This is a genomic window from Mesorhizobium sp. ES1-4 (assembly GCF_020164745.1).
Lineage (GTDB): Bacteria > Pseudomonadota > Alphaproteobacteria > Rhizobiales > Rhizobiaceae > Mesorhizobium.
Genome location: NZ_JAIUGV010000007.1, coordinates 322,817 through 346,691 on the forward strand (window position 1 = coordinate 322,817; position 23,875 = coordinate 346,691).

Here is a 23,875-nt window from a genome sequence, read left to right on the forward strand (position 1 = left end):
GCCGACGATGGTCAGGTGATGCGCCTGAGCAGACCGAAAAGCCGTTCGAACGTCCTGCCGTAGGGAGGGCGCAGCAGGGCTCCCGCGCTCAAGCGCGACTGCAGGAAGACCGGCTTCTCCTTGCTGAAGGTACGGAACCCCCATTCGCCGTGATAGGCGCCCATGCCGCTGGCGCCGACGCCGCCGAAGGGCTGGTTCTCCTGCACCAGGTGCAGCATGCAGTCGTTGATGGTGACGCCACCGGCGACGGTCTCGCGCAGGATGCGTTGGCGGTTGCCGCTGTCGTTGCCGAACCAGTAGAGCGCCAGCGGCCGGTCGGCCCGGTTCACATGGTCGATGGCGTCGTCGACCGTGGCGTATTCGACGATCGGCAGCACCGGGCCGAAGATCTCCTCGCGCATCAACCGCAGGTCCGGGCCGGCGTTGCCGACCAGGGTCGGCAGAAGCTTGCGGCCCGCAGTGCCGAGGTCTTCGCCGGCCGGGTTGATCTCGGTGATATCGGCGCCGGCGTCGCGGGCTTCCGCGATCATGGCGCGCAGGCGCTGGTAATGCCGGTCGCTGATGATGGCGGTATAGTCGGGGTTGTCGCGCAGCGAGGGGTAGAGCCGCGCCACGGCGGCGGCGAGCTTGGCGGCGACCGTGCCTGCCTGTCCCTTCGGCACCAGCAGGTAGTCCGGTGCGATGCAGGTCTGCCCGGCATTCAACAGCTTGCCGTAGGCGACGCTGGCCGTTGCCGTGTCGAGATCGCAGGAGGGGTCCAGGATCGCCGGCGACTTGCCGCCGAGTTCGAGCGTGACCGGTGTCAGGTTGGCGGCGGCGGCGATCGCGACCTGGCGGCCGACCGCGGTCGAACCGGTAAACAGCAGATGATCGAACGGCATCGCGACGAAGGCCTTCCCCATCTCCGCATCGCCGGCGACGACGCTGAGTTCATCCGGGGCGAAGTGCTCGCCGGCCAGCCTGGCCAACAGTTCGGAGAAAGCAGGCGTCAGTTCGGAGGGCTTTACCAGGACGCGGTTGCCGGCGGCGAGCGCTGCCGTGACCGGCGCGACGGCGAGCTGAAAGGGATAGTTCCAGGGCGAGACGATGCCGACGACGCCGAGCGGCTGCGGCAGAAGGCGGTTCTTGCCCGGCAGGAAGGGCAAGGTGGTGGCAACCCGGCGCTCCCGCATCCAGCCGCCGACATGCGCAAGGGCATGGCGAATGCCGGCACGCACGACAAACAGTTCCGCAAGTCGCGTTTCGTGCGCCGAGCGACCGCCGAAGTCGGCATCGATCGCCGCGCAGATTTCGGTCTCGTGCCGCTCGGTGAGCGCCAGCAGGCGTTTCAGGCGGTCCTTTCTCAGGCCGAGGTCCGCGAAGGGTTGCTTCTCGAAAGCGGCGCGCTGCAGCTGGAGCCGTTCGCTCAGCACATCCTGTTTCACTTGCAGCATCGCGCCCTCCCTGGCGTATCCGCTCAAGCTTACATCGCGGCGCCGAGGAATCCAGCAGGGTGCGTGTGCCGCTGGGGAAGGCGTGGCTTCGCCACACAGGGCGAAGGGCTCGAAACCACGAGGGGTCAAGAAAGTCCCCGCCCTGTTGCGGCCCGGTGGTGGCTGCGCTACTCCAAGGCACCACGCGGAGCGTCTCTTGACCGGTTTCCACATCCTCTCCAATCCCCGAAAAACCGAGCCCAGTCGGGCGGTCGCCTGATGCAGGCACAGGCGGCGAACATTCGGGCCGAGGACCCCAAGCGGCGCGTGCTGAAGGACGTGTTCGGCTTCGACGATTTCCGCCCCGGCCAGGCCGAGGTCATGGACGCGCTGCTCGGCGGGCGCCATGTGCTGGCCGTGATGCCGACGGGGGCGGGAAAATCGCTCTGCTACCAGGTTCCGGCGCTGGTCCTGGGCGGGCTCACCCTCGTCGTCTCGCCGCTGGTGGCGCTTATGCAGGATCAGGTCGCGGCGCTGCGGCTTGCCGGCGTCGCCGCCGATACGATCAATTCCTCGCTCGACCGCGAGGCCAATGTGGCGGCCTGGCGCCGGGTCGCTTCAGGCCAGACGCGGCTGCTCTACCTGGCGCCGGAGCGGCTGATGACCGAGCGCATGCTGGAGGCGCTTTCCAGGCTCGACATCAGCCTGATCGCCATCGACGAGGCGCATTGCATCTCGCAATGGGGCCCGGCATTCCGGCCCGAATATGAAGACCTGTCGCGGTTACGCGGCATCTTTGCCAATGTGCCGATCATCGCGGTGACGGCGACGGCCGACGAGAGCACGCGCGGTGACATCGCCGCCCGGCTGTTCGCCGAGCGGGTCGAAACGCTGGTGCTGGGCTTCGACAGGCCCAACATCAAGCTGGCCATCGCGCCCAAGCAGGACAGCAAGCGGCAGCTGCTCGGCTTCATAGGACGCCATGCCGGCAAGAGCGGCATCATCTACTGCCTGTCACGCAAGAAGACCGAGGAGATCGCGGCCTTTCTGGAGCGCAACGGCGTCACCGCGCTCGCCTATCACGCCGGGATGAGCAAGGAGGCGCGTGAGGCCAATCAAAACGCCTTCATGACCTTGTCCGGTGTCGTCATGGTGGCGACCATCGCCTTCGGCATGGGCATCGACAAGCCTGATGTCGCCTATGTCTTCCACACCGATATGCCGGGCAGCCTCGAGGCCTACTACCAGGAAATCGGCCGTGCCGGCCGCGACGGCCGCGAGGCCGAGGCACATATGCTTTACGGTCTTGGCGACATCCGCATGCGGCGGCTGTTCATCGACGACGAGGACGCCTCGCCAGAGCACAAGAGACGGTCGCATCGCCGCCTCGACACTCTGATCGGCTATTGCGAGACGGCGCAGTGCCGCCGCCAGGTGCTGCTCGGCTATTTCGGCGAGGAGGCCCAGGCCTGCGGCAACTGCGACAATTGCCTCGATCAGGCGCCGCGCGCCGATGGCAGCGCCGAGGCGCGGAAGATCCTGGCGGCGGTCGCGCAAAGCGGCGAGCGCTTCGGCGCGGCGCATGTCATCGACATCCTGCTTGGCCATGAGACCGAGAAGGTGCTGGCGAGAGGCCATCAGAGGCTGAGCAGCTTTGGCGCCGGCGCCGCGCACAGGAGGACAGTGTGGCTGTCGCTGGTCCGGCAACTGGTCGCCGGCGGGTTCCTGATACCGGATCCCGAGGGCCATGGCGGTCTCGCCATCTCCGAAAGCGGCCGCGCGCTCGGCCGCGGCGAGCTTGCATTCCAGTATCGCGTCGAGACGCGGGATCCTCTCGCGCGGGGCAGGAAGCGCTCCGGGGAAAGCGCCGCCGCCGGCGCCGAGGGCGTCGATGCCTCGCTGCTGGCAGCGCTCAAGGCGCTGCGGCTGCGGCTGGCCAAGGAGCGCCAGGTGCCGGCCTATGTGGTGTTTTCTGACCGCACGCTGATCGACATGGCCGACCGCCGGCCGCGCGACCTCGACGCCTTCGCCGAAGTGAATGGCGTGGGAGGGGCGAAGCTCAAGGAATTCGGGGAGGTTTTCCTGGCGGCGATTGCGGCGCATCAATCCGACGGATCGGCCTGATCGCGAGAGATGGCGCGGCTCGAGGCGGTAGGGATGAGCAGCGGGCCGAACTTCCGAGCAATGTCAGTCGCCCTGCTGTTTGCGACTGCGCTCCTTTTCGATTTCCTCCGGTTCTTCATCGTCAATGCGGGTGATGGTCGAAGCCGAAGTGCTTGATCTCAGCATCTCGTCCAACTTGGCATGAATGGCCTGCGTGTCGCGATGCTCCGCCCGCTGAATGAACAGCGTCATGGCCCAGGTGAGGAGCGTGGCCGCTCCATGCCAGTTCAAGCTTTGCCGATCGAAAACTATCCACAAGATCGCATAGGCCAGCAGCACCAGGAATGCTGCTGGACGGGACGTCCACGTGCCGATCGCGGTAAGCGCGCCGGTGATCGGGTGATTTGCCATGACCAGGAACTTTCGACGGCAGCGCAGGTTCCGGCGAGGCACGCCGGCGAAGCTGCCGTGCAACACACTTCTCGGCCGGGAGAGCCATCAGGCCGGGTCGCCTGGGGCTGATGGGCCGTCGCGAATGCCTGAAGCGTCAGAGGCTGCAATGGGAGCCTTGCGGTTGCGAGCCCTTCTCGGAGCGCCCCCGCGCCGCGGTGTCGTCATGCAGGCAGCCCGGCGCGTACTGCGCCAATACCCTTTCCAGGCGCGCCAGAAGCGCCTTGCTCGACTTTATCTCGTACCCCAAACGCAACGCGCCAACGACGGTTTTGCGGTTGGCGGCCAGCTCCTGCTGGAGCACGCCGATGTTGATGCGTACCTCATCGGCCTGCGCTCGAAGCGCTGCCTTGATTGGCCCTCGACCTTGCATGCTGAACTCGATCTCCATGGAAACGGATATCGAACTTGAGGAACATGCTTTGGTTCCCCGGCATCGCCGTCTAATTTTCCGGTCCGCGTAAATCCGGTCGCGCCCGCCGCGCGCGTGTCATCGGGTCTCGACGATGGCGCGAGACTATGACCTCAGCATCTGCAATTAGAGGAAATGGCGGAGAGGGAGGGACTCTAACCCGCAATCGGGCAAAACATCAATTTCCCGCCTTTCTCCCGGCGGCCCATCCTTCCAGCGATACAAACAACGCTACATAGCACGATACATTTTGACCTGAGAGCCTTTCACCATGAACATTCTCGCGGGCACGACTGGGGCCATTCGACCCATGCCGGCGCCGCTGCCGCGAACTATCGGCCGCATATGCGGCCGCCATCAGTACGGCCGTCGGTGGAAGTGAGAAGACGGCCGACCTGACGCAGTCGCACGTGCTGGTGCTGATGTGCATCGCTACTTCCAGCCGATCACCCGCGCCGAACTGTCGTCGTTTTTTGGCAAAGAAGTTTCTTGCGATCTGATCGGCCATCTGCGCGGTGCCGACCTGATCGGCTCCGGTCCGCGCAGCCCGACGCCCGGTCGCCCTACACCTATGTGGCCACGAAAGAATTCTTGCTCGAGTTCGGCCTCGACACGCTACGCGACCTGCCGGATTTCGAGGCACTCGAGGACGCCGGCCTGCTGTCGAAGGAGAAGTTGCTGAGCGGTGCCATCTGAGGTTTCTGGTCAAGTTCGGCATAGAAACCATCCACGCAGGCTTGCTCCCATTCCGAGCTTAAGGCGCAGGGATAGTAACTGCCAAGGCCAAGGTAGGCTGATCGTGCAAGTGTGAGTGTTAAGTTTCTTAATTTCTCCTGCGGCCGCATTTCTGACTCGGTCACAGTATTCAAACCTTCAGGTAGATCATTACCTACCAAATCGTGGTTATAACGCCGCCATCGAAGTCCGCACTCTGGACAGAAACCGTTTGCGGGCGTTGTCGCTAGCAACGTTAAGGTGATAGAGCGCGTAATATTCGGTGCGCGCGCCTTTGGTGAACCATTTCAGGTAGCGTCGGATGATCTTTCGGGGCGGGTCTGCCATGTACAGTGCCATGTAACGCGGCCGGCCATAAGTGACGATACCCACGATTTTGCGGATGTTCGTCAACATGGGGCGCACATTGGTTGGGTCGCTGATGTCGAAGGCCACGCCTGGCATCAGCACACGATCGAAGAAACCCTTGAGCATTGCCGGCGGGCCGAAGCACCAGGTCGGGAACTGGACGACCAGCGCTTCCGCTTGCTGGAGACGTTCGATAGGTTCCTCCAACCCCTCCCGATTGCTTGGAGTTTCGTGGTAGTGACGCCGACCTTCAGTGGTGAGGACCGGGTCGAAGTTCTCGGCATAGAGATCCATCAGATCCACGGTATGGCCCGCCTCCCTCATGCCGGCGAGCGCCTGCTCGCGGAGCGCGGCGTGAAAGCTCTCCGGCAAGGGATGACAATAGATATACAGCACTTTCATCGGTCACCCCGCCATCCGAAGCGTCTGCTCCAAGGCGTATTGAAAGTCGCATCCTTGGCGAAAGCAATTTCATTGTCGGGATAAGTGGTTTGGAAAATTTCATCTTTGAGCATGAGCGAGCGGCCCGCGATCTGCCATGGCCATTTGCCGCGCTTGGATGAAAAATTCTTTCATCCGAGCGGCGGCGGGAGACAGCATGAACTGGCGGTTCTGTAGAAGCGATATGTCTCGGCTTATCGTCGGTTGGGTAAGCAGGATCGACTTGACGTTGACCGAGGCGGTGAGCTGTTGCGAATTCTCGGGCAGGATCGACACGCCAAGCCCCTCCGCGATCATGCTGATGGCCGTCGTGGAAAAGCGGACCTCATACTTCGTCCGCAGCTCAGCGCCGGCCTTCAGCAGCGCATGATCAACCATGTCCCGGAGGGGGTTTTCCTTGGCGAGTCCAATCAATGTCTCGCCTTTCAGATCGCTCCAGCGTGCCTCAGTTTGGCACGCCAGGCGATGGTCGGCGCGGCAGACGAGCGTCAGCCGATCGCGACCGAGCAGCGTGGCATCGATCTCGGCGTCGTCGCCGGACAGCGTGCCGATGCCAAGATCGACCTCATTGCGGGTCAAGGCGGGACGGATTTCTTCTTCCGGCATGTCCCTGATCTGTACGACAATGTCCGGATAGCGGCTGACGAAACGCGCGATAACCGGCGGCACCAGCGTCGCTGCAAGTACAATCGCCGAGGCCACCGTGACGCGGCCTCGACCAAGGGTGTTGAGCTCGTGAATATTGCCGACGGCGATCTCAAGGTCGGCGAGGATTTTGCGCGCCTGGGGCAGGAATTCGCGGCCTGCCAGTGTCGGACTTACCATGCGGGTGTGGCGGTCGAACAGGCGCTGCTTCAGCTCGGTTTCGAGATCCTTGATCATGATGCTGACCGCCGACTGCGTCAGACCGAGGTGTGCAGCCGCCAAGTTAAAGCGACCTAGGTCGGCAACGGAGACAAAGGCCTGCAACTGCCTGAGCGTCACATTCATACGCGATTGTCCGTGAAGCCTGTCGACGCCGCCTCGCATAAGGGGCAAGCCTTGTCGTTTCAGATTAGGCGCAGACAGGATCATTGCGCAATCGCGATTGAAGGAAGAAATTGTTTCGTGTGTCTAATTGACGGGCAGCAACCGCTGGCATGACCGCATCACCGACCGACATGGCCGTATTACATCAGCGTCGCGGCGGGTGCTGTGTCGATCCGTTTGCCTGCCATAAGCAGGCCGAGCTCGTCGAGCCGGCTACGGTCGGGTGGTACTTCGCCAATAATGCGCCCCTCATAGATGACCAAGATCCGGTCGCAGATGGCGAAAAGCTCCTCGAGCTCGGTGGAGATCAGCATGATGGCCTTGCCAGCCTCGCGTTCCTTGAGCACCTCCTGCATCACGAACTCCATCGCGCCGATATCAATCCCGCGCGTAAGCTGGTTGATAAGCAGGAAATCCGGACGTCGCGCCAGCTCACGAGCCACAACCAGCTTCTGCTGATTGCCGCCCGAAAGCGTGTGGATGAGCACGTCGACATCGCGCGCTTTCACTTTAAAGCGCCTAACCAGATCGCGTGCGTGGTCGGCGATCGCATTCAGGTCGAGCAGCCCTCGAACCGAAAAAGGCGCCTGATTGTAGCGCTGCAGGATGACGTTTTCTGTCAACGGAAGCGGCAGCACGATCCCCATCTTGTGCCGATCCTCGGGAACATGAGCGAAGGGCCGGCGGTTGATCGCGCTGGGGGAAAGCCCTCGGAGTTCCTCGCCATTCAGCTTTATAGAGCCAGCCGTTGTAGGAACCAGCCCCGTCATGGCGAGCGCCAGCTCGCTCTGACCGTTGCCGGACACGCCTGCGATCCCGACGATCTCGCCTTGCCTGACTTCGAGGGAAATGTCCCGAACCGCAGGCAGGCCAAGCTCGTTGTTGCAGTGAAGATTGGTGACCGCAAGTACTACCCGACCGGGCTGCGCCGCAGTGCGTGGCAAATCCATGAGCACATCGCGGCCCACCATCATGCGGGCGAGTTCGCGCGGGTCCGTCTCACTGGTCTTGGTCGTGAATACGACCCGGCCATCTCGCATGACGCTGACACGATCGCTGACGCGCATCACTTCATCGAGCTTGTGCGAAATGAAAATAACGGTCTTGCCTTCCTTCACCAAACCGCGCAGCAAGTCGAGCAGTCGGTCCGTTTCCTGAGGCGTCAGCACGGCGGTCGGTTCGTCCAGGATCAGCAGGTCGATGCCATGGTAGAGCACTTTTAGAATTTCGACACGCTGTTGCTCGCCCACCGACAGATTCCGCACCACCGAATCCGGTCGCACGTCTAGTCCGTAGCGATCGCTGAGTTCGCTAATGCGCGATGAGACGGCCCGCATCCGGCTGAGCAGCCGAAGTGGCGAACCTTGGCCCAGCATATAGTTCTCGGTCACCGTCAAACTGGGGACGAGCATGAAGTGCTGATGCACCATGCCTATGCGGTGGCGGACCGCTTGCTCCGGCGAACCGAGCCTGAGCGGCGCGCCGCGGAAGACGATCTCGCCCTCGTCCGGCGTGAGGATACCACACAGGATGTTCATCAGAACACTCTTGCCGGCGCCGTTTTCGCCGAGCAGCGCATAGATCTCACCCTCTTCGACCTCGATCGTCGCGCCGGCGCTTGCGATGACGCTGCCGAACCGCTTGCGGATGTTGTCCATGCGGAGGAAGGGCTGCACATGCATAGTTCTCTCCTAGACCTTGCGGTAGGGAACGCCGAGAGTCGCCGGAGTGTCGGTCCGGTTACGCACCAGAAGCAGGGCAACGATGGTGGCGAGATAGGGCATGGCCTGCAGCACCTGATAAGGAATGTGGATGCTCGGCTCCGCCTGCAACTGCAATTGTAGGGCGTAAAACATGCCGAAGAGCAGCGACACGAAGAAGGCGCCGATGGGCGACCATCTCGCAAACACGACGACCGCGAGCGCGATGAATCCGCGGCCAGACGTCATGCCCTCGACGAACTGGTTCGCGTGCGCCAGTGTCAGATAGGCGCCGCCCAGCCCGGCGAGCGAACAGCCGATTAGGACCGCCGCGTATCGGTAGAGTGCCACGCTTCGACCGCCAACATCGACGGCCTTGGGGTGTTCGCCCACCGCCCTCAGTGTCAGGCCGAAAGAGGTGCGGAAGAGCAGGAAATAGGCGCCGAGCGCTACGAGGATCGTCGAATAGACGACAACGTTCTGCCGAAAGAGCGGTGTTCCGAAATATGGGATTTGGCTGAGCAAAGGAACATCCATCGCTGGAACGATCTGCACGCCTTGACCTGTCTGGACTAGATAGGTTCGGAAGAGAAATGAGGTCAATCCAAGGCCAAGAAGGTTGAGCGCGGCGCCGACGATGATCTGGTTCGCCTTGATGGTGATCGCGAAGAACGCGAAGAGAAGGCCGGCCAAGGCCCCGGCGGCCCCAGCGGCGAGGAAGCCTAGCGGTAGATTGCCTGTCGCGTAGACTGTGGCAAATCCCGTAAACGCGCCGATAAGCATGGTGCCTTCAAGGCCTATGTTAAGCACACCAGCACGTTCAGAGATTACCTCGCCCACCGAGGCGAAGATGATCGGGGTGGCGAGCCGCCAGGTCGCGCCGAGGGTGGTGGCCAGAAAGCCGAGTGTGAGGATGTGATCCATGGCTTTTACTCCTGCGGACGCGCGGACTGGAATTTCAATGCCGCGAACCCGACGACCGACAAGATCACCATGCCCTGTATGATGAAAACCAGCACTTGCGGCACCTGGGCGTTGATCTGCATCAGCTCCGATCCTGAATCCAGCACTGCGAAGAGAATGCCTGAAAATATCGCGCCGACCGGGTTGTTGTTCGCAAGTAAGGCGACTGCGATGGCCTCGAAGCCGTAGCCGGGTGAAATATCCTGGTAGAGCCGATGGGTGACGCCGGCGATCTGCATCGCGCCGGCGAGTCCCGCCATGGAGCCGCTTATGGAGATGGCGAGCAGGATGCTCCGGCGCACGCTGATGCCGGCATAGCGCGCGGCGTGCGAGTTGATGCCCACGATTCGTACCGCATAGCCGGCGCTGCTGCGGAACAGGAAAACGTAGATGATCATTGCAAGCGCTACCGCAATAAGGATGCCAATATGCAGCCTGGTAGAAGGTACAACACGTGGCAGCCAGACTTCGCGCAGAAGTTTTGCAGACTGCGGATAGGCAGCACCAGACTCCATCAACGGGCCTGTGACTAGATAGCTGGTCATGAAGATCGCGATATAGTTCAGCATGATCGTCGTGACGATCTCGCTGGCGTTGAAAAGAACCTTCAGCAGGCCGGCAATCGCCGCCCAAAGCGCGCCTGCGGCTGCGCCGGCGACCAGAATGAGCAGGATATGGGCCCATGACGGCAGGCCGGCGAACTGGACACCGCAGAATGTCGCTGCGCAGGAGCCGGCATAGAACTGCCCCTCTGCGCCGATATTCCAGATGCTGCAGCGGAAAGCCACGCAAAGGCCGATGCCGATCAGGATCAACGGTGTCGCCCTGAGCAGCATTTCGGCGATGGAGCCGACATCCTGGAACACGCCATTCACCATTACGGTGAAGATGTCGAACGCGTAGAAGCCGGTCACCGCAAGAAGAACCGCCCCCGCTAGGAGTGCGAGCAGCACCGCCACGACAGGAGGTGCAGTTGCTTTGGCGAGCCTGCTCAAGCCGGCGCGGAGCGACGCGCCGGCCAATATCGATGTGGCATTCGTGGGTGGGGGGATGTTGATGTCGGCCATTGAACTCCACCTGGAGACGGGAGGACGAAGCGCCGGGCAGCCGGCGCTCCGGAAGGCGAGCCTTACTGTCGATGACGCGTTTTGATTTCGCCAGCGATTATCTTGGCCCTTACATCCTCGACATATTTGCGCACGTCCTCCGACACGGGATGAGCGGCCTTGTCGTTGTAGGAGAACTTGACGACGTCTGTGTCCTTCAGGCCGAAATCGACGTTCGAGGTCGGCACCGTCCCTTCCTTTATGCCCTTGACGATGCGCACCACGCCCTGTCCGTAATCGGCAATGTAAGTGCCGAGAATGTTCTTGGGCGCGATCTCCGTCTGGTCGCTGAAGATACTGAATGTGCTTATCTCGGGGCCGGCCTCGCGCACCGCCTGGATTGTGCCGAGACCGGCGGCATCAGCGTCGGGCACGACAAAATCGGCGCCGCCGTGGATCATGTTAATGGCAGCTTCCTTCGCGGCGGTGGCATCGGTAAAGTTGCCGAGATAGACTTGGCTCACCTTGAAATCCGCGCTGGCATCCTTGGCACCGTTGACGAAACCTTCGAGCGCCTCCTTGATCGGCGGGATTTCCATCCCGCCGATCAGCCCCGCTGCCTTACCCATCTTCGCGGCGATCGCTCCCATCAGGTAGAAAGGCTGGCTGGAATCGGTATTGAGGCCAATGACCTTGCCGTCATGGACGTTGCTCGATGATATGAGAAACACCGTATCGGGATATTCCTCGGCAACGGTCTGGGCAGAATCCTGAAACTCGAAGCCGTGGCCCAGGATCACTTGGTAGCCTTGGCTTGCATAGTCGCGGAACGCCTTCTCGAAGGACGCCGGATTCTGTTGCAGCTCGACATAGCTGATCTTGGCGCCGAGTTCCTTCTCCACGCGCTTCAGCGCTTCGTAGGCGATACGGTTCCAACCCTCCTCGGCTACACTGCCGGTTACGAGCAACCCCATTTTGAAGTCTTGGGCATGGGCAAGGCCCGACCAGATCGTTCCGGCGAGCGTTAATCCGAGAGCGGACGCAAGGAGCGACCGGCGTGAAATTGCAGTTTTCTTCATTTTGTTCCTCCCATTAGATTGTGTTTCAATCCCCCCGGAGTCGCCGATCGGCTATGCGTCCTCCTTCAGGCAGCTGTTTTCGACGCGCGTGAGTGCGGTCGTCGTTTCCGAAACGAGGCGTCCTCTCGAGAAAATGAAGGCGCGATCCGGCCCGCCTGCAACCAGCGTGTCGGTATCGGTGCAATCGGTGACGACGAAGTCGGCCCGGGCACATGAGCGCAGCCCGTAGTCCTTGCCGAGACCCATCAGATGGGCAGGGGCGGTCGTGATCATGCGGTGGGCGGCGGCAAGCTCGTCGCCGCGCAGGTGGCCTGCGAGGAGTGTCCAGCGGGCGATTTCCAGCATGTCACCCGAGCCGGTTGGCACGAACGGGTCCTGGATGTTGTCGGATGCCGTGGCGATGGTGACGCCGGCCCGGTGCAACTCGGCGACGCGCGTTAGGCCGCGCGGCGGCAGCATCTCGGCGTCGCGGCCTTGCAGGTAGAGGTTGGCGGCAGGCAGCGTGACAACACCGACATCGAGGGCGCGGATGCGCTCGGCGATACGCTGGAATTCCCGGCGGGGGAGGGCGCTGAGCACCGACACATGGCTGAAGACGGTGCGTCCCTGCATGCCGAAGCGCTCGACCCTCTCGATGGCGGCATCCAGCAGGTGCACGCCGGCATTAAGGTGCTCGTCCAGATGCAGGTCGACCGGCTTGCCGGCCTTCACCGCAGCGGAAAACAGGATGTCGAGATAACGCGGCGGGTCTTCGGAAACGGCAGGCGTGCCGCCGACGGCATCAGCGAGCGCCACCGCGCCATCGATGTTCTTCTCAAGCCAGTCGAAGTCCTGGCCGGGATGTGGCGTCATGAAAGCAACGAGTTGGAGGGTGATACGGTCTCTTTCGGCATCGCGGATCGCCGCCAGTGTCTCCATGCCGTGGAAACGGGCATCCTTGTCTACGTTGATATGACTGCGGATGGCCGTCGTGCCACGAGACAGACATCGCTCGACCGTGCGCGTCGCCCGCTTGTGAATGTCTTCGGGGCCGGCGGTTCGGGCGTACTTGGCAAAGGCCTCACGGGCGCCCTGCAGCGTGCCGGAAGGATTGGGCGTGAAGCGCAGCACGCCGGTCTTGTCCAAATGCTGGTGCGCATCGACAAAGCCCGGGGAAACCAGCATGCCGGTGATATCGATGCGGGCGTCGCAGGACGTGGCGTCGAGGAACGGCTCTACGGCGACAAAACGCCCGTCCGCGCCGACTATGATGTCGCTGACCGCTTGTGAACCATCGGCAGTGACGATTGTCCCGCCGGTGAGCGCAAAGGGCCGGCCGGGCGACAGGTGTGCGAGCGAGACAGTTGGATTATCACGTGCCATTTGTCCCCACTTTCTTGTAGTAGCGGAAAACTAAGCATGGAGGATTAATTAAAACAAATTCATTATTTCAATTGTTTGATAAAATATTCGCAATAATGGCGAGCGACAGAGTCGTTGGAAGCTGCAAGATATCAATTGAAATCAACGATATGAGACACTGGGCCAATTCGATGGGCATGGCACAGGCCCTTTCAGCTGGTCAGTGCCGATATTGCGGATCTTCCGCATCGAGCTGTCGGCGGATAGCGGCTAGATGGGCCCGGGCGGAGTCTGCGTCGCCCTCGCGCATCTGCCGGTAGGTGGCCTCGGCAATCGCCGGATCGACGGGGGAAACCGTGCGGCCCGTCGACATGGCGAGCGCCTGCACTTCGGCGGCCCGTTCGAGGTAGTAGAGGTCGTCGGCGCGAGCACCAGCACGCCATGGTGCTTCATGAAGACGATATCGGCATCCCCCGCGGCTTCCGCGATGCGCGCGCCCTCGCGATTATCGAGCGCCAGGCCGTTGTAGTGCTCATCTACGGCGGTGCGACCGTAGAATTTGAGGGCCGTCTGACCGGCCCAGATCAGCGGCGGACCGTCGATCATGGAGAGCGCTGTGGCATAGCGCATGTGCGTGTGGAAGGCGACCTTGGCGCGCGGCAGGCGGCGGTGGATTTCGGCGTGGATGTAGAAGGCGGTCGCCTCAGGCGCGCCGTCGCCCTCGATGACGGTGCCGTTGAAATCGCAGATCAGCAGCTTCGAGGCCGTGAGTTCGCGAAAGGCGTAACCGTAGGGATTGACGATGAAGAGATCGTCGTTTCCCGGCACGACTGCGGAAAAATGGTTGCAGATGCCTTCCTCAAAACCGTTGCGCGCCGCCATGCGGAAACAGGCGGCGAGGTCTTCCCTCGCGGTGCGGATGGCGGCGGTGGAAAGGTCGGGGCGGTTCGGCCGGTCAGGCACTTCGGAATGCGCGGCGCGGTCTGTCAAAGAGTGAGCCATGGGTGCTCCTGTCTGTGTGGCTGGGAGCGGCGGTTTGACCGGAACGCGCTGGCGTTGGGCTCCGCGCACAACAAGCTCCTTTGAGGCTGCTGCGCCCTGCCTGCCCGCGCACCGCGCAGTCCAGCAGCGCCACCAGATAGCGCGGAAATTTTTGCGAGGTCAACCTCGGAGCGGTCGCAATTTCGGGCACAAAACCGCAGCGTATTTGCTGGAATTGCCTAGTTTAGTGCACCGACTTGAGCAGGAAATCACGGAAGCGGCGGGCGGCGGGGGAGAGGGAGCGCGCCCGTTTCTGGATCACGCTGACCTCGCGCTTGATGTGTGGTTCGGTCGGCGTTCGCACAATGAGGCCCATCGAGGTTGCCAGCCGCACCACTGCCGAAGTCATTATCGCAACGCCGAGGCCGGCTTCGACCATGCCGATGATCGTCAGTGGCAACGCCACCTCCTGCATGGCCTTTTGGAGCGGCAGGACGATGCCGTTGCGAGCCAGTTCGTTTTCCAGCCGGTCGCGAATCGGGTTGCCGCGCTGCGGGCCAATCAGCTTGCGATCAACAAGGTCGGTCCAGCGCAACTCGGAAAGTCTGACCAGCGGGTCTTCGGAATGCAGCACTATGAGGAACTCGTCAGTCGTGAGCCGCGTGCCGACGAGTTCCGTGTCGTCCTCCGGCACAGTGCCGACGCCAAGATCCACCGATCCGTTCGCGACCTGCTCCAGCACGGTTTTCTCGGCCACATCGTGCAGTTCGACGGTCACCTCGGGATGCAGCCTGTTGAAATCGTTGATGAGCGGCGGCAGCAGAAGCGCCGCCTGCACGGTGCCCGCCGCGATCGAAACTTTCCCCCGTCGGAGCGCGTTCAGCTCGCGCGAGCTTTCCACCATGCCCTCGATGTCGGCGACCGCGCGGGCGGCAATCGGCAGGATGTCCATGCCCGCTTGCGTAAGGCGAAGAAGGCGGGTGTGCCGGTCGAAGAGACGGAGGTTGAGATTGTTCTCCAACTGCCGGACCAGTGTGCTGACGGCGGATTGCGAGGAGCCGAGCTTGTCGGCGGCCAGCGTAAACTGCCCGAGATTGGCTACGGTGACGAAGGCGCGAAGCTGTTTAAGCGTGATATCCATGCCAGGCAATTCATTCAGTTACTGGTTGAATTAATATTATTATGCTGGTTGTTTGCTGATTTGACCAGCCGCATGATGCTCCTCGTACGGCGTGCGGTGTCAACGACGAGGCCATGAAAGCCCCTACCGCGCCGGAAGCTGTTCGCTGGGAGGAAAGCGAATGACCAATCCCACGGTGGCGGATCCTGTAGAAAAAACGTATCCCATCCCGAGCCTCATGGCTTTGGGCCTGCAACACGTCCTTGTCATGTATGCCGGAGCGGTCGCCGTGCCGCTTATCGTCGGCAATGCGCTTCACTTACCCAAGGAACAGATTGCCCTGCTCGTCAGCGCGGACCTGTTCGCCTGTGGCATCGTCACCATCATCCAGGCGCTCGGCATCTGGAAAATCGGCATTCGCCTGCCCATCATGATGGGCGTCTCGTTCACCGCGGTGCCCTCGATCATCGCGACGGGCACCAATCCTGACCTCGGCATGCCCGGTATTATCGGGGCTGTCATCGGATCCGGCGTCTTCACCATTTTGGTCGCGCCGTTCTTCGGACGCTGGGTGCGTTTCTTCCCGCCGATCGTGACCGGCACGGTCATGTTGATCATCGGTCTCTCCCTGATGCGCGTCGGCGTGAACTGGGCGGCGGGCGGGCAGCCGATGATCAAGGGACCAGATGGCATGATCCCGAACCCCGCCTATGGCGCGCCCTTCGCGCTTGCCGTTGCGGCCGTCGTGCTGCTTTCGATCCTACTGCTCACCCGTGTTCTCAAGGGGTTCCTCTCGAACCTTGCCGTGCTGATGGGAATCGGCATCGGCTTTGCCATCGCCATTGCCGCCGGCAAGGTCGATTTCCATGGCGTGGCGGATGCCGACTGGGTGCGCGTCATTCACCCGCTCGCCTTCGGCTGGCCGATCTTCGAATTCTGGTCCACCCTGTCGCTCTGTGCCGTCATGACGGTCATGATGATCGAATCGACCGGGCAGTTCCTGGCCGTCGGCGAGATGACGGGGCGCAAGATCACCCAGCGCGATCTCACCCGCGGCCTGCGCACCGATGGCGTCGGCAACATCATCGGCGGCCTGCTGAACACCTTCACCTACACGACCTATGCACAGAATGTCGGTCTGCTCCAGATTACCGGTGTGCTCAGCCGCTTCGTGGTCGCCGCAGGGGGTGCCATCCTGATCCTGCTGGGTGTGCTGCCGAAGGTGGCCTTCGTCAGCGCGTCGATCCCGAGCTACGTCGTCGGCGGCGCCGCTATCGTGATGTTCGGCATGGTCTCGGCGACCGGTGTGAAAATCCTATCAAAGGTCGATTTCGCTACCAACCGGTGCAACCTCTACATCGTCGCGGTCAGTGTCGGCCTCGCCATGGTGCCGGTCGTTGCGGAAAACATCTTCGATCAACTGCCTGCCACGGTTGGAAAATTCCTGCACAGCGGCGTGCTGGTCGGCACCTTCGCGGCGGCATTGCTCAACATTCTCTTCAATGGCGTGCCGGCGAAGGAGCCGCAAGACACTGAGCAGCAGAGCGGTGTGCCCGCGGCCGACCCGCCTCAAATGGCAAGCAATACTAGTCCGGCGGCCTAGCGCCGCCGGAGCCCCGAACCCCATGAGGACTGCCATGAGGCGCTTTGAATATCATCGGGCGGACACGCTGGAGCAGGCGTCCCGCCTTCTCACCGATCTTGGCGATGACACCTTTCTGTTCAACGGTGGTACGGACCTTCTGGTCGAAATCCGCGAACGACTGCGCCGCGTGCGCAACGTCGTCGATATCAAGCAGATCCCCGGCCTCTCCGACATCACCTATGATGAGACCCGCGGCCTGACTTTTGGCGCGCTGGTGACCGTCGGTCGACTGGAGCGCCTGCCCCTGGTCTGCCAGCGTTATCCCAACCTGCGTGCGGCCTTCGCCTCGCTGGGCTCCATCCAGGTTCGCAATCGGGCCACCGTCATCGGTAATGTCTGTCGAGCCTCCCCGTCGGCGGACACGATCCCTCCGCTGATGGCCGACGGCGCCTTCATCCATATCTACAGCCGCACGAACATGCGTGTCGTGCCGCTTGCCGAATTTTTCACCGGCCCTGGCAAGACCGTGCTCGCCAGGGGCGAGATCGTCACCGGCATCACCGTGCCGCCCGCCGGCGACAACACCGGCAAGGCCTATCTCAAGCACGGCCGTCGCAAAGCGATGGAGCTTTCCACCGTCGGCGTCGCCGTCAGCCTTTGCATGGACGACGGCGTGTGCAGCGACATCCGCATCGCGCTCGGCGCGGTCGGTGCGACCGTGCTGCGGGCGCCGGAGGCGGAAGCCATGCTGCGAGGCACCCGGCTCGACGCGGCAACCGTCAAGAGTGCTGCCAACAAGGCGACGGAAGAGTGCACTCCGATCAGCAACGTGCGGGCCAGCGCCGATTACCGCCGCGACATGGTCGGTGTGCTGACCGGCCGTGCGATCAAACAGGCATTGGAGGCTTTCGCGTGAAACGGATCGTCGAACTCACCATCAATGGCGAGCCCCGCGACATGACGGTGGATACCTGCCGTTCGCTACTCGACGCGCTGCGCGACGATGTCGGCCTTACCGGCACCAAGAAGGGCTGCGACGTCGGCGACTGCGGCGCCTGCACCGTTATCGTCGACGGCGAACCGGTCAATGCCTGTCTGATGCTCGCCGTCGAGGCCGAGGGCCGGACGGTCGAGACCGTGGAAGGGCTCCAGCCCGGCGTCGATACGCTACATCCGCTGCAGGATGCCTTCATGCGGCACGGCGCCTCGCAATGCGGCTTCTGCACGCCGGGCATCCTGATGATGGCCAAGAAGCTGCTCGACGACAATCCACGCCCGACGAACGAGGACATTCGCTTCGGCCTCAGCGGCAATATCTGCCGCTGCACCGGGTACACCAAGATTTTCGACGCGATCAAATCCGCCGCGCTCGAGATGGAGGCAGCAAGATCATGAACGTGACGGCCCCTATCGAAGAGCGGGAATTCAAGATCGTCGGCAAGAGCGTCAAACGCGACGACGTGTTGGAAAAAGTGACGGGCGAGGCCGAATATACCGGCGACGTCAAATTGCCAGGCATGCTGCACGGCAAGATCAAGCGCGCCGCCACTGCGCACGCCCGCATCAAGAGCATCGATGTCAGCAAGGCGCTCGCCTATCCCGGTGTGAAGGCTGTGCTGACCCATGAAAACGTGCCGCGCGTGCTGCATTACGGCTCACCGCATCCGCGCTCTGCCTCTTGCACCAAGGACCAGTATATCCTCGACGACAAGGTGCGGTTCTGGGGTGAGGGCGTCGCCGCCGTTGCGGCCATCAGCGAAGAGATCGCCGACGAGGCGCTCGATCTGATCGAGGTCGAATACGAGCCCTTGCCGGCCGTCTTCGAGCCGGAAGACGCAGCCCAGCCCGGCGCGCCGCTGATCCACAATGTCGGTCCTGGCGGCAACCTGGTACTCGATCCGGTGCGCGTCAATCGCGGGGATATCGACGCCGGTTTTGCCCAGGCGGATTTCGTACTTGAAGGCACCTTCTCCGGCGGGCGGCCGCATCCGGCCTATATGGAGCCGAATGTCTGCATCGCCGACTGGGACGGCTCCAACAAGCTGACTTTCCGGACCTCGACGCAGACCGCCTTCATGGTGCGCGGCATCCTGGCCGAAGTGCTCGGCCTGCCACTCACCAAGGTGCGCGTCCTCGTCGACCACATGGGCGGCGGCTTCGGCGCCAAACAGGACTGTTTCCAGCACGAATTCCTTTGCGCACTTCTCGCAAAAGAAACGCGCCGGCCCGTGAAGATGGAATTCACCCGCCACGAGACCTTCGTCGCCGGCCGTTCGCGCCACCCCTGCAAGGTCTGGTTGAAGCAGGGCTTCAAGAATGACGGCACGCTCGTGGCGCGTGACATGAAGCTTGTCTATGACTCCGGCGCTTACGGCTCGCATGGCCCGGGCGTGACCATCGTCGGCACCAATGCCGCGACCTCACTCTATCGCTGCGAGAACGTTCGGCTAGAAGGTCGCTGCGTCTACACCAATACGCCGATCAACGGCGCCTTCCGCGGCTACGGCGTGGTGCAGAGCTATTATGCGCTGGACATCCAGATGGACGAGGCGGCTGAAAGGCTCGGCATGGACCCGGCGGAACTGAAGCTGAAGAACGTGGTGCGCGCGGGCGATATCGCCCCGTCCGGTCACCCGATCCTCGGCCACGGCCTGGAAATCTGCCTTCAGCACGGCATCGATGTGCTCGACTGGAAGAAGCTGCGCAACCGTGACCGCACGCCGGACCCGAAGCACCCCCATATCAGCAAGGGCTGGGGCATCGGCTGCGAAATGCATGGTTCTTCAGCCTATCCGGGCATCAAGGAACAGGGCAACGCGACCGTGAAGGTCAACGAGGACGGCACGGTGACGCTGCTCACGGGCGCTGCCGGTCTCGGCACCGGCGCGCATACGGCGCTGGCACAGATCGTTGCCGAAGAACTCGGCGTGCGCTTCGAAGATGTCGGCATCATCCATGGCGATACGGATGTCGTGCCGTGGGACATCGGCGCCTTCGCCAGCCACACGACCTATCTGGTCGGCACCGCTGCCAAGATGGCGGCCACCAAGGTGCGCGGGGCCGTTCTCGAGCGGGCTGCGATGAAGCTGCAAGTCACGCCCGGCGAGATCGACCTTTCCGAAGGCCGGATCTTCGTCACGGCCGAGCCGGGCCGCTTCATGACGGTTGCCGAGGCGATGGGTCCCTCGCGCGGCATCCCGGCCGCCAACATCGTGGCCAATGGCACCTACGAGCCGACGAAATCCTATTCCTTCGCCGCGCATTTCACAGAAGTGGACGTGGATACGGAAACGGGCATCGTCGAGGTCAAGCGCGTTATCCCGGTGCACGATATCGGCCGGGTCATCCACCCGATTGCGGCGCAGGGCCAGATCGAGGGCGGCATCCAGCAAGGCATCGGCCACACGCTGACCGAGGACTACATCATCGACAAGAAGACCGGCCGGTCGCTGAACGCCGGCCTCGTCGACTACAAGATGCCGCTCTCCATGGACATGCCCGATATCGAGACGATCATCCTCGAAGCCGCGCCCGATCCGGGCGGCCCATGGGGCGCCAAGGGCGTCGGCGAAGACCCGATCATCGCCATCGGCCCCGCCATCGCCAATGCCATCCACGACGCCATCGGCGTCCGCTTCCATCACTATCCGATCACCCCCGAAGACATCCTGAAAGCCTTGAGGGAGAAGGGCGCATGAACATGCATATCGAGCCGGCCAACAAGAAGCTCCCGATCACGATCCTCACCGGTTTTCTGGGATCGGGAAAGACGACGCTGCTCAACTACATCCTCACCGAGCGCCATGGCCACCGCATCGCCGTCATCGAGAACGAGTTCGGCGAAGTGGATGTCGACAGCGACCTCGTGCTCGCCTCCGACGAAGAGATCTTCCAGATGCAGAACGGCTGCATCTGCTGCTTCGTCGACGTTCGCAACGACCTCATCGACGTGATGAAGAAGCTTTTGAGCCACAAGGACAAGTTCGACCATATCATCGTCGAGACCTCTGGCCTTGCCGATCCGACTCCCGTCGCTACCGCCTTCTTCGTCGACCGCAGCGTCGCTGAGGAAGTCGAACTCGATGCCGTCGTGACGCTGGTCGATGCCATGCATATCGACCAGCATCTCTACGATCCCGTGCTCGACGGCAGCGACAACCAGGCGGTCAACCAGATCGTCGCCGCCGACCGCATCCTCGTCAACAAGATCGACCTTGCCTCCGAGGAAGCGCTCGGCTCGCTGGAGGGCTCGCTGCGCAAGCTCAACCAGACGGCGCCGATCCTGCGTTCAACCTACGGCAAGGTAGACCTGTCCAACATCCTCGGCGTCAACGGCTTCCGGCCGTCCTATGTACGCGAGCGGGCGGAAATCCTTGACATCGACATGGATGATGACCACGACGCACACGGCGATCATCACCACGAATGCCATGGCGCGACGTGCGATCATCCGGACCATGACCATGGGCACCACCAGGATCATCACCACGATCACGGCCATGATCGTGCTCAGGCAGCCACGCTCCGCCCGCACCACCACGATGCGACGGTGAAATCCCACTCCTTCGTCTATCCGCAATCCTTCGACGGCGAAAAGCTCGCGGGCTTCCTCAAGAATTACCTCAGCGAGTATGGCGACGACATCTTCCGCACCAAGGGCATTGTCTCAGTGGCAAACGACGAGCGCTTCTTCGTGCTCCAGGCAGTGCACAAGCTGGTCGATTTCCGTCCGGATCACTCCTGGGGCGAGGATACTCGCAAGTCGAAGTTCGTCTTCATCGGCCGCAATCTCGACCGTGACGGCATCGACAGAAACTTACGCGCATGCTTGGCGGCCTAGCCGCGCTTCTCCCGTCGCTTGATGCTTGGCCCAAGTCCTCCGTCTGAACCGCCGGCGCATCCTCCAGCGCGGGCGGCGGTGAATGCCCGTTTTTCAAAAAATGTTATAAAACAACCGCTTAGAGTGACTATTTTGTTGACAAAAAGCCCGCCCCATGGTTCCTTTGGCGTCGAGTAGAAGCACCGACAATTGCTCACCGTCTCTTGGAAGATGAGGCTGCGATGTCGATGCTGACTACGAAAGGAACATCCGCCGTTTGTGCCCCGTTTGAGGCCCCGGCCGTTCTTCTCCGTCATCGGCGTTTCCTGAGTTCGCGGATCCACGCCCGGTGTTTGCCGGCATGGCGTTCATCGCGCGGCCCCACATCGACCGGACCCTCTACGACAGGAGAACAAGAATGATAATTGACCTAAGCTGCTACCCCACCGACCTGGTGGACCTGGCTTGGCGCCACGATGGACCGCCCTTCACCGGCGACAAGCTTTTGAAGATGATGGACGGCCCGTATTATGTGAACGGCAAGCCGCGCCGCATCGACAAGGCGTTCATCCAGCCGCCGCAAGGCAACACCATCTACACCCACGAGGTCATGGACCTGGAAGGCAAAGCCGCCATCCGCCAGTACATGGCCTATACGGAAAAGATGGTGACGGAACATCCCGACCGTTTCCTCGGCTGCTTCGTCTACAACCCGCGCTACGGCACGCAGAACGGCGCCGAAGAGATCGAACGCTATGCCAAGGAATTCGATTTCAAGATGGTGCAGCTGCAGGCAAACATGCACGCCTACCGCCCCGACCGCGCGCTCGACTGGCTGCAGCCGGCCTTGAAGAAATGCGCCGAGCTCGGCCTGATGGTGAAGGTACACACCGGCGACGGTCCGTACTCGATCCCGACCGAGTTCTACCCGATCATCCGCGAGTTCCCGGAAGTGAACTTCATCCTGGCGCATTTCGGCGTGCAGACCGGCGGCGTCTACGTGTTCGAGCCGATGCAGATGGCGCTCGACACGCCGAGCGTCTACGTCGAATCCGGTTGGTGCCTCCAGTCACGGATCGTAGAGTTCGCTAAAGTGCTGCCCAAGCACAAGATCCTCTTCGGCTCCGACACGCCGCCGAACGAGCCGGGCATGTGGATCAACCTTCTGGAAGTGCTCTGCCACGAGCCACCCCAAGGCCTCAATCTCGATGAGGATACGCTGGAGGATTACCTTGGCAACAACACCGCCCGCATGATCGGCCTTGAGGCGACCAAGCCACCGGCCACCGTCGCGGAAGCCGAGGCGTATCTGCGCCAGCACGGCGTCGCGCTCGCAGCGTGAATTTGAAGGGAGTGAACAATGATCATCGATACCCATCTTCACCCGACCAACCTCGTGGACGAGGCCTGGCGTCATACCGGTGAGCCCTTCAACGGCGAGCGTATGCTCAAGTTGATGGACGGTCCCTACATGATCAACGGCAAGCCGCGCCGGATCGATATGGGCTTCATCCAGCCGCCGCCTGGCAATACCGGCTACCGCGACGGCAACCGCAAGGGCCGCGACGGCATTCGCGACTACATGGCCTATTGTGCGGAGCTTTGCCAGAAGTACCCGGATCGCTTCATTGGCAACTTCAACTACAACCCGCGCTGGGGGCCTGAAAACGGTGCGGCGGAGCTGGAATTCCACGTCAAGGAATACGGCTTCAAGATGTTGAAGCTGCACGCCAACATGCATGGCTATCGTCCCGACCGCGCATTGGACTGGCTGCGTCCGGCGATGAAGAAGTGCGCCGAACTCGGCGTGGTCGTGCTGATCCACACCGGCGACGGCCCGTACACGATCCCGACGATGTTCTACCCGATCATCCGCGAATTCCCGATGGTCAACTTCATCATCGGCCATTTCGGCATTCAGACGGGCGGCAACTATTCGTTCGAATCCTTCTGGATGGCCATGGACACGCCCAATGTCTATTGCGAATCCGGTTGGTGCTTCCAGTCGCGCATCGTCGAATTCGCCCAGCAGCTGCCAAAGAACAAGATCGTCTTCGGCACGGACAGCCCGCCGAACGATCCGGGCATGTGGCTGCGCGAACTGGAAGTGCTTTGCAAGGATCCGCCGCACGGCATCAACCTCTCGGAGGACGATCTGGAAGGCTATCTCGGCAACAACATCGCCAAGCTCGTCGACATCAACCCGTCGCCGCCGCCACGTGATCTGAAGGATGCTCAGGCGCGCCTGAAGGATTCCTACGCCGGTGTCGATCGCGCCACCGGCAAACATCTGGAGCTTGCCTGATTTGAC

General features: G+C 62.1%; 19 protein-coding genes and 2 pseudogenes. 9 read left to right on the forward strand and 12 right to left on the reverse strand.

Going from position 1 to position 23,875, the window contains the following annotated elements; translation table 11 throughout:
- Positions 1-11 precede the first annotated feature (11 nt).
- Positions 12-1,433, reverse strand: coding sequence for a coniferyl aldehyde dehydrogenase (locus LB556_RS16130; RefSeq protein ID WP_224568628.1), 1,422 nt, complete (start codon positions 1,431-1,433; stop codon positions 12-14).
- A 258-nt stretch (positions 1,434-1,691) separates the two neighbouring features.
- Here LB556_RS16130 and recQ point away from each other — a divergent pair, with 258 nt between their 5' ends.
- Complete coding sequence (gene recQ, locus LB556_RS16135) at positions 1,692-3,536, forward strand: DNA helicase RecQ (protein WP_224568630.1); 1,845 nt, start codon at positions 1,692-1,694, stop codon at positions 3,534-3,536.
- Positions 3,537-3,599: 63 nt separating this feature from the next.
- Here the strand turns inward: recQ and LB556_RS16140 are convergent, their stop codons facing one another.
- On the reverse strand, positions 3,600-3,926 hold the full coding sequence (locus LB556_RS16140; protein WP_224568632.1) for a low affinity iron permease family protein: 327 nt from the start codon (positions 3,924-3,926) through the stop codon (positions 3,600-3,602).
- Positions 3,927-4,062: 136 nt separating this feature from the next.
- Positions 4,063-4,356 (reverse strand): hypothetical protein, encoded by a 294-nt coding sequence (locus LB556_RS16145; RefSeq protein ID WP_224568634.1) that lies wholly within the window; start codon positions 4,354-4,356, stop codon positions 4,063-4,065.
- A gap of 362 nt (positions 4,357-4,718) precedes the next feature.
- Here LB556_RS16145 and scpB point away from each other — a divergent pair.
- Positions 4,719-5,073: pseudogene (scpB, locus tag LB556_RS16150) on the forward strand (SMC-Scp complex subunit ScpB); the annotation flags it as partial.
- 207 nt (positions 5,074-5,280) lie between these two features.
- Here the strand turns inward: scpB and LB556_RS16155 are convergent.
- The 9 genes and pseudogenes from LB556_RS16155 to LB556_RS16195 all read right to left on the reverse strand — a co-directional run bounded on the left by LB556_RS16155 (position 5,281) and on the right by LB556_RS16195 (position 15,181).
- Positions 5,281-5,862, reverse strand: a complete 582-nt coding sequence (locus LB556_RS16155) for an NAD(P)H-dependent oxidoreductase (protein WP_224568636.1) — start codon at positions 5,860-5,862, stop codon at positions 5,281-5,283.
- A gap of 99 nt (positions 5,863-5,961) precedes the next feature.
- Entirely contained in the window at positions 5,962-6,891 is a 930-nt protein-coding gene (locus LB556_RS16160; protein WP_224568637.1) for a LysR family transcriptional regulator, read from the reverse strand.
- A 179-nt stretch (positions 6,892-7,070) separates the two neighbouring features.
- On the reverse strand, positions 7,071-8,612 hold the full coding sequence (locus LB556_RS16165; RefSeq protein ID WP_224568639.1) for an ABC transporter ATP-binding protein: 1,542 nt from the start codon (positions 8,610-8,612) through the stop codon (positions 7,071-7,073).
- A gap of 9 nt (positions 8,613-8,621) precedes the next feature.
- Positions 8,622-9,554, reverse strand: coding sequence for an ABC transporter permease (locus tag LB556_RS16170; protein WP_224568640.1), 933 nt, complete (start codon positions 9,552-9,554; stop codon positions 8,622-8,624).
- A gap of 5 nt (positions 9,555-9,559) precedes the next feature.
- Positions 9,560-10,660, reverse strand: a complete 1,101-nt coding sequence (locus tag LB556_RS16175) for an ABC transporter permease (protein WP_224568641.1) — start codon at positions 10,658-10,660, stop codon at positions 9,560-9,562.
- Between the two features lie 62 nt (positions 10,661-10,722).
- The gene (locus LB556_RS16180; RefSeq protein WP_224568642.1) at positions 10,723-11,613 is read right to left on the reverse strand and encodes a BMP family protein; all 891 of its coding nucleotides are present in this window, start codon (positions 11,611-11,613) and stop codon (positions 10,723-10,725) included.
- A gap of 156 nt (positions 11,614-11,769) precedes the next feature.
- Positions 11,770-13,080 carry an amidohydrolase family protein gene (locus tag LB556_RS16185; protein WP_263485287.1) on the reverse strand — a complete coding sequence of 437 codons (1,311 nt, stop codon included), beginning with the start codon at positions 13,078-13,080 and terminating at the stop codon, positions 11,770-11,772.
- Between the two features lie 199 nt (positions 13,081-13,279).
- Positions 13,280-14,061, reverse strand: a pseudogene (locus LB556_RS16190) (aldolase).
- Between the two features lie 223 nt (positions 14,062-14,284).
- A complete protein-coding gene (locus LB556_RS16195; RefSeq protein WP_224568643.1) occupies positions 14,285-15,181 on the reverse strand; it encodes a LysR substrate-binding domain-containing protein in 897 nt (298 codons plus the stop codon).
- 160 nt (positions 15,182-15,341) lie between these two features.
- Here LB556_RS16195 and LB556_RS16200 point away from each other — a divergent pair, with 160 nt between their 5' ends.
- From LB556_RS16200 to LB556_RS16230, 7 genes are all read left to right on the forward strand, one after another.
- Entirely contained in the window at positions 15,342-16,763 is a 1,422-nt protein-coding gene (locus LB556_RS16200; RefSeq protein ID WP_224568644.1) for a nucleobase:cation symporter-2 family protein, read from the forward strand.
- Positions 16,764-16,797: 34 nt separating this feature from the next.
- Positions 16,798-17,661, forward strand: coding sequence for an FAD binding domain-containing protein (locus tag LB556_RS16205; protein WP_224568645.1), 864 nt, complete (start codon positions 16,798-16,800; stop codon positions 17,659-17,661).
- On the forward strand, positions 17,658-18,140 hold the full coding sequence (locus LB556_RS16210) for a (2Fe-2S)-binding protein (protein WP_224568646.1): 483 nt from the start codon (positions 17,658-17,660) through the stop codon (positions 18,138-18,140). Before LB556_RS16205 ends, LB556_RS16210 begins: the two co-directional genes overlap by 4 nt.
- The gene (locus LB556_RS16215; RefSeq protein ID WP_224568647.1) at positions 18,137-20,443 is read left to right on the forward strand and encodes a xanthine dehydrogenase family protein molybdopterin-binding subunit; all 2,307 of its coding nucleotides are present in this window, start codon (positions 18,137-18,139) and stop codon (positions 20,441-20,443) included. The genes LB556_RS16210 and LB556_RS16215 overlap by 4 nt, the downstream gene beginning before the upstream one ends.
- The gene (locus tag LB556_RS16220) at positions 20,440-21,585 is read left to right on the forward strand and encodes a CobW family GTP-binding protein (protein ID WP_224568649.1); all 1,146 of its coding nucleotides are present in this window, start codon (positions 20,440-20,442) and stop codon (positions 21,583-21,585) included. Before LB556_RS16215 ends, LB556_RS16220 begins: the two co-directional genes overlap by 4 nt.
- A gap of 397 nt (positions 21,586-21,982) precedes the next feature.
- The gene (locus LB556_RS16225) at positions 21,983-22,906 is read left to right on the forward strand and encodes an amidohydrolase family protein (protein ID WP_224568651.1); all 924 of its coding nucleotides are present in this window, start codon (positions 21,983-21,985) and stop codon (positions 22,904-22,906) included.
- An 18-nt stretch (positions 22,907-22,924) separates the two neighbouring features.
- Positions 22,925-23,869, forward strand: coding sequence for an amidohydrolase family protein (locus LB556_RS16230; RefSeq protein ID WP_224568653.1), 945 nt, complete (start codon positions 22,925-22,927; stop codon positions 23,867-23,869).
- Positions 23,870-23,875: the final 6 nt, after the last annotated feature.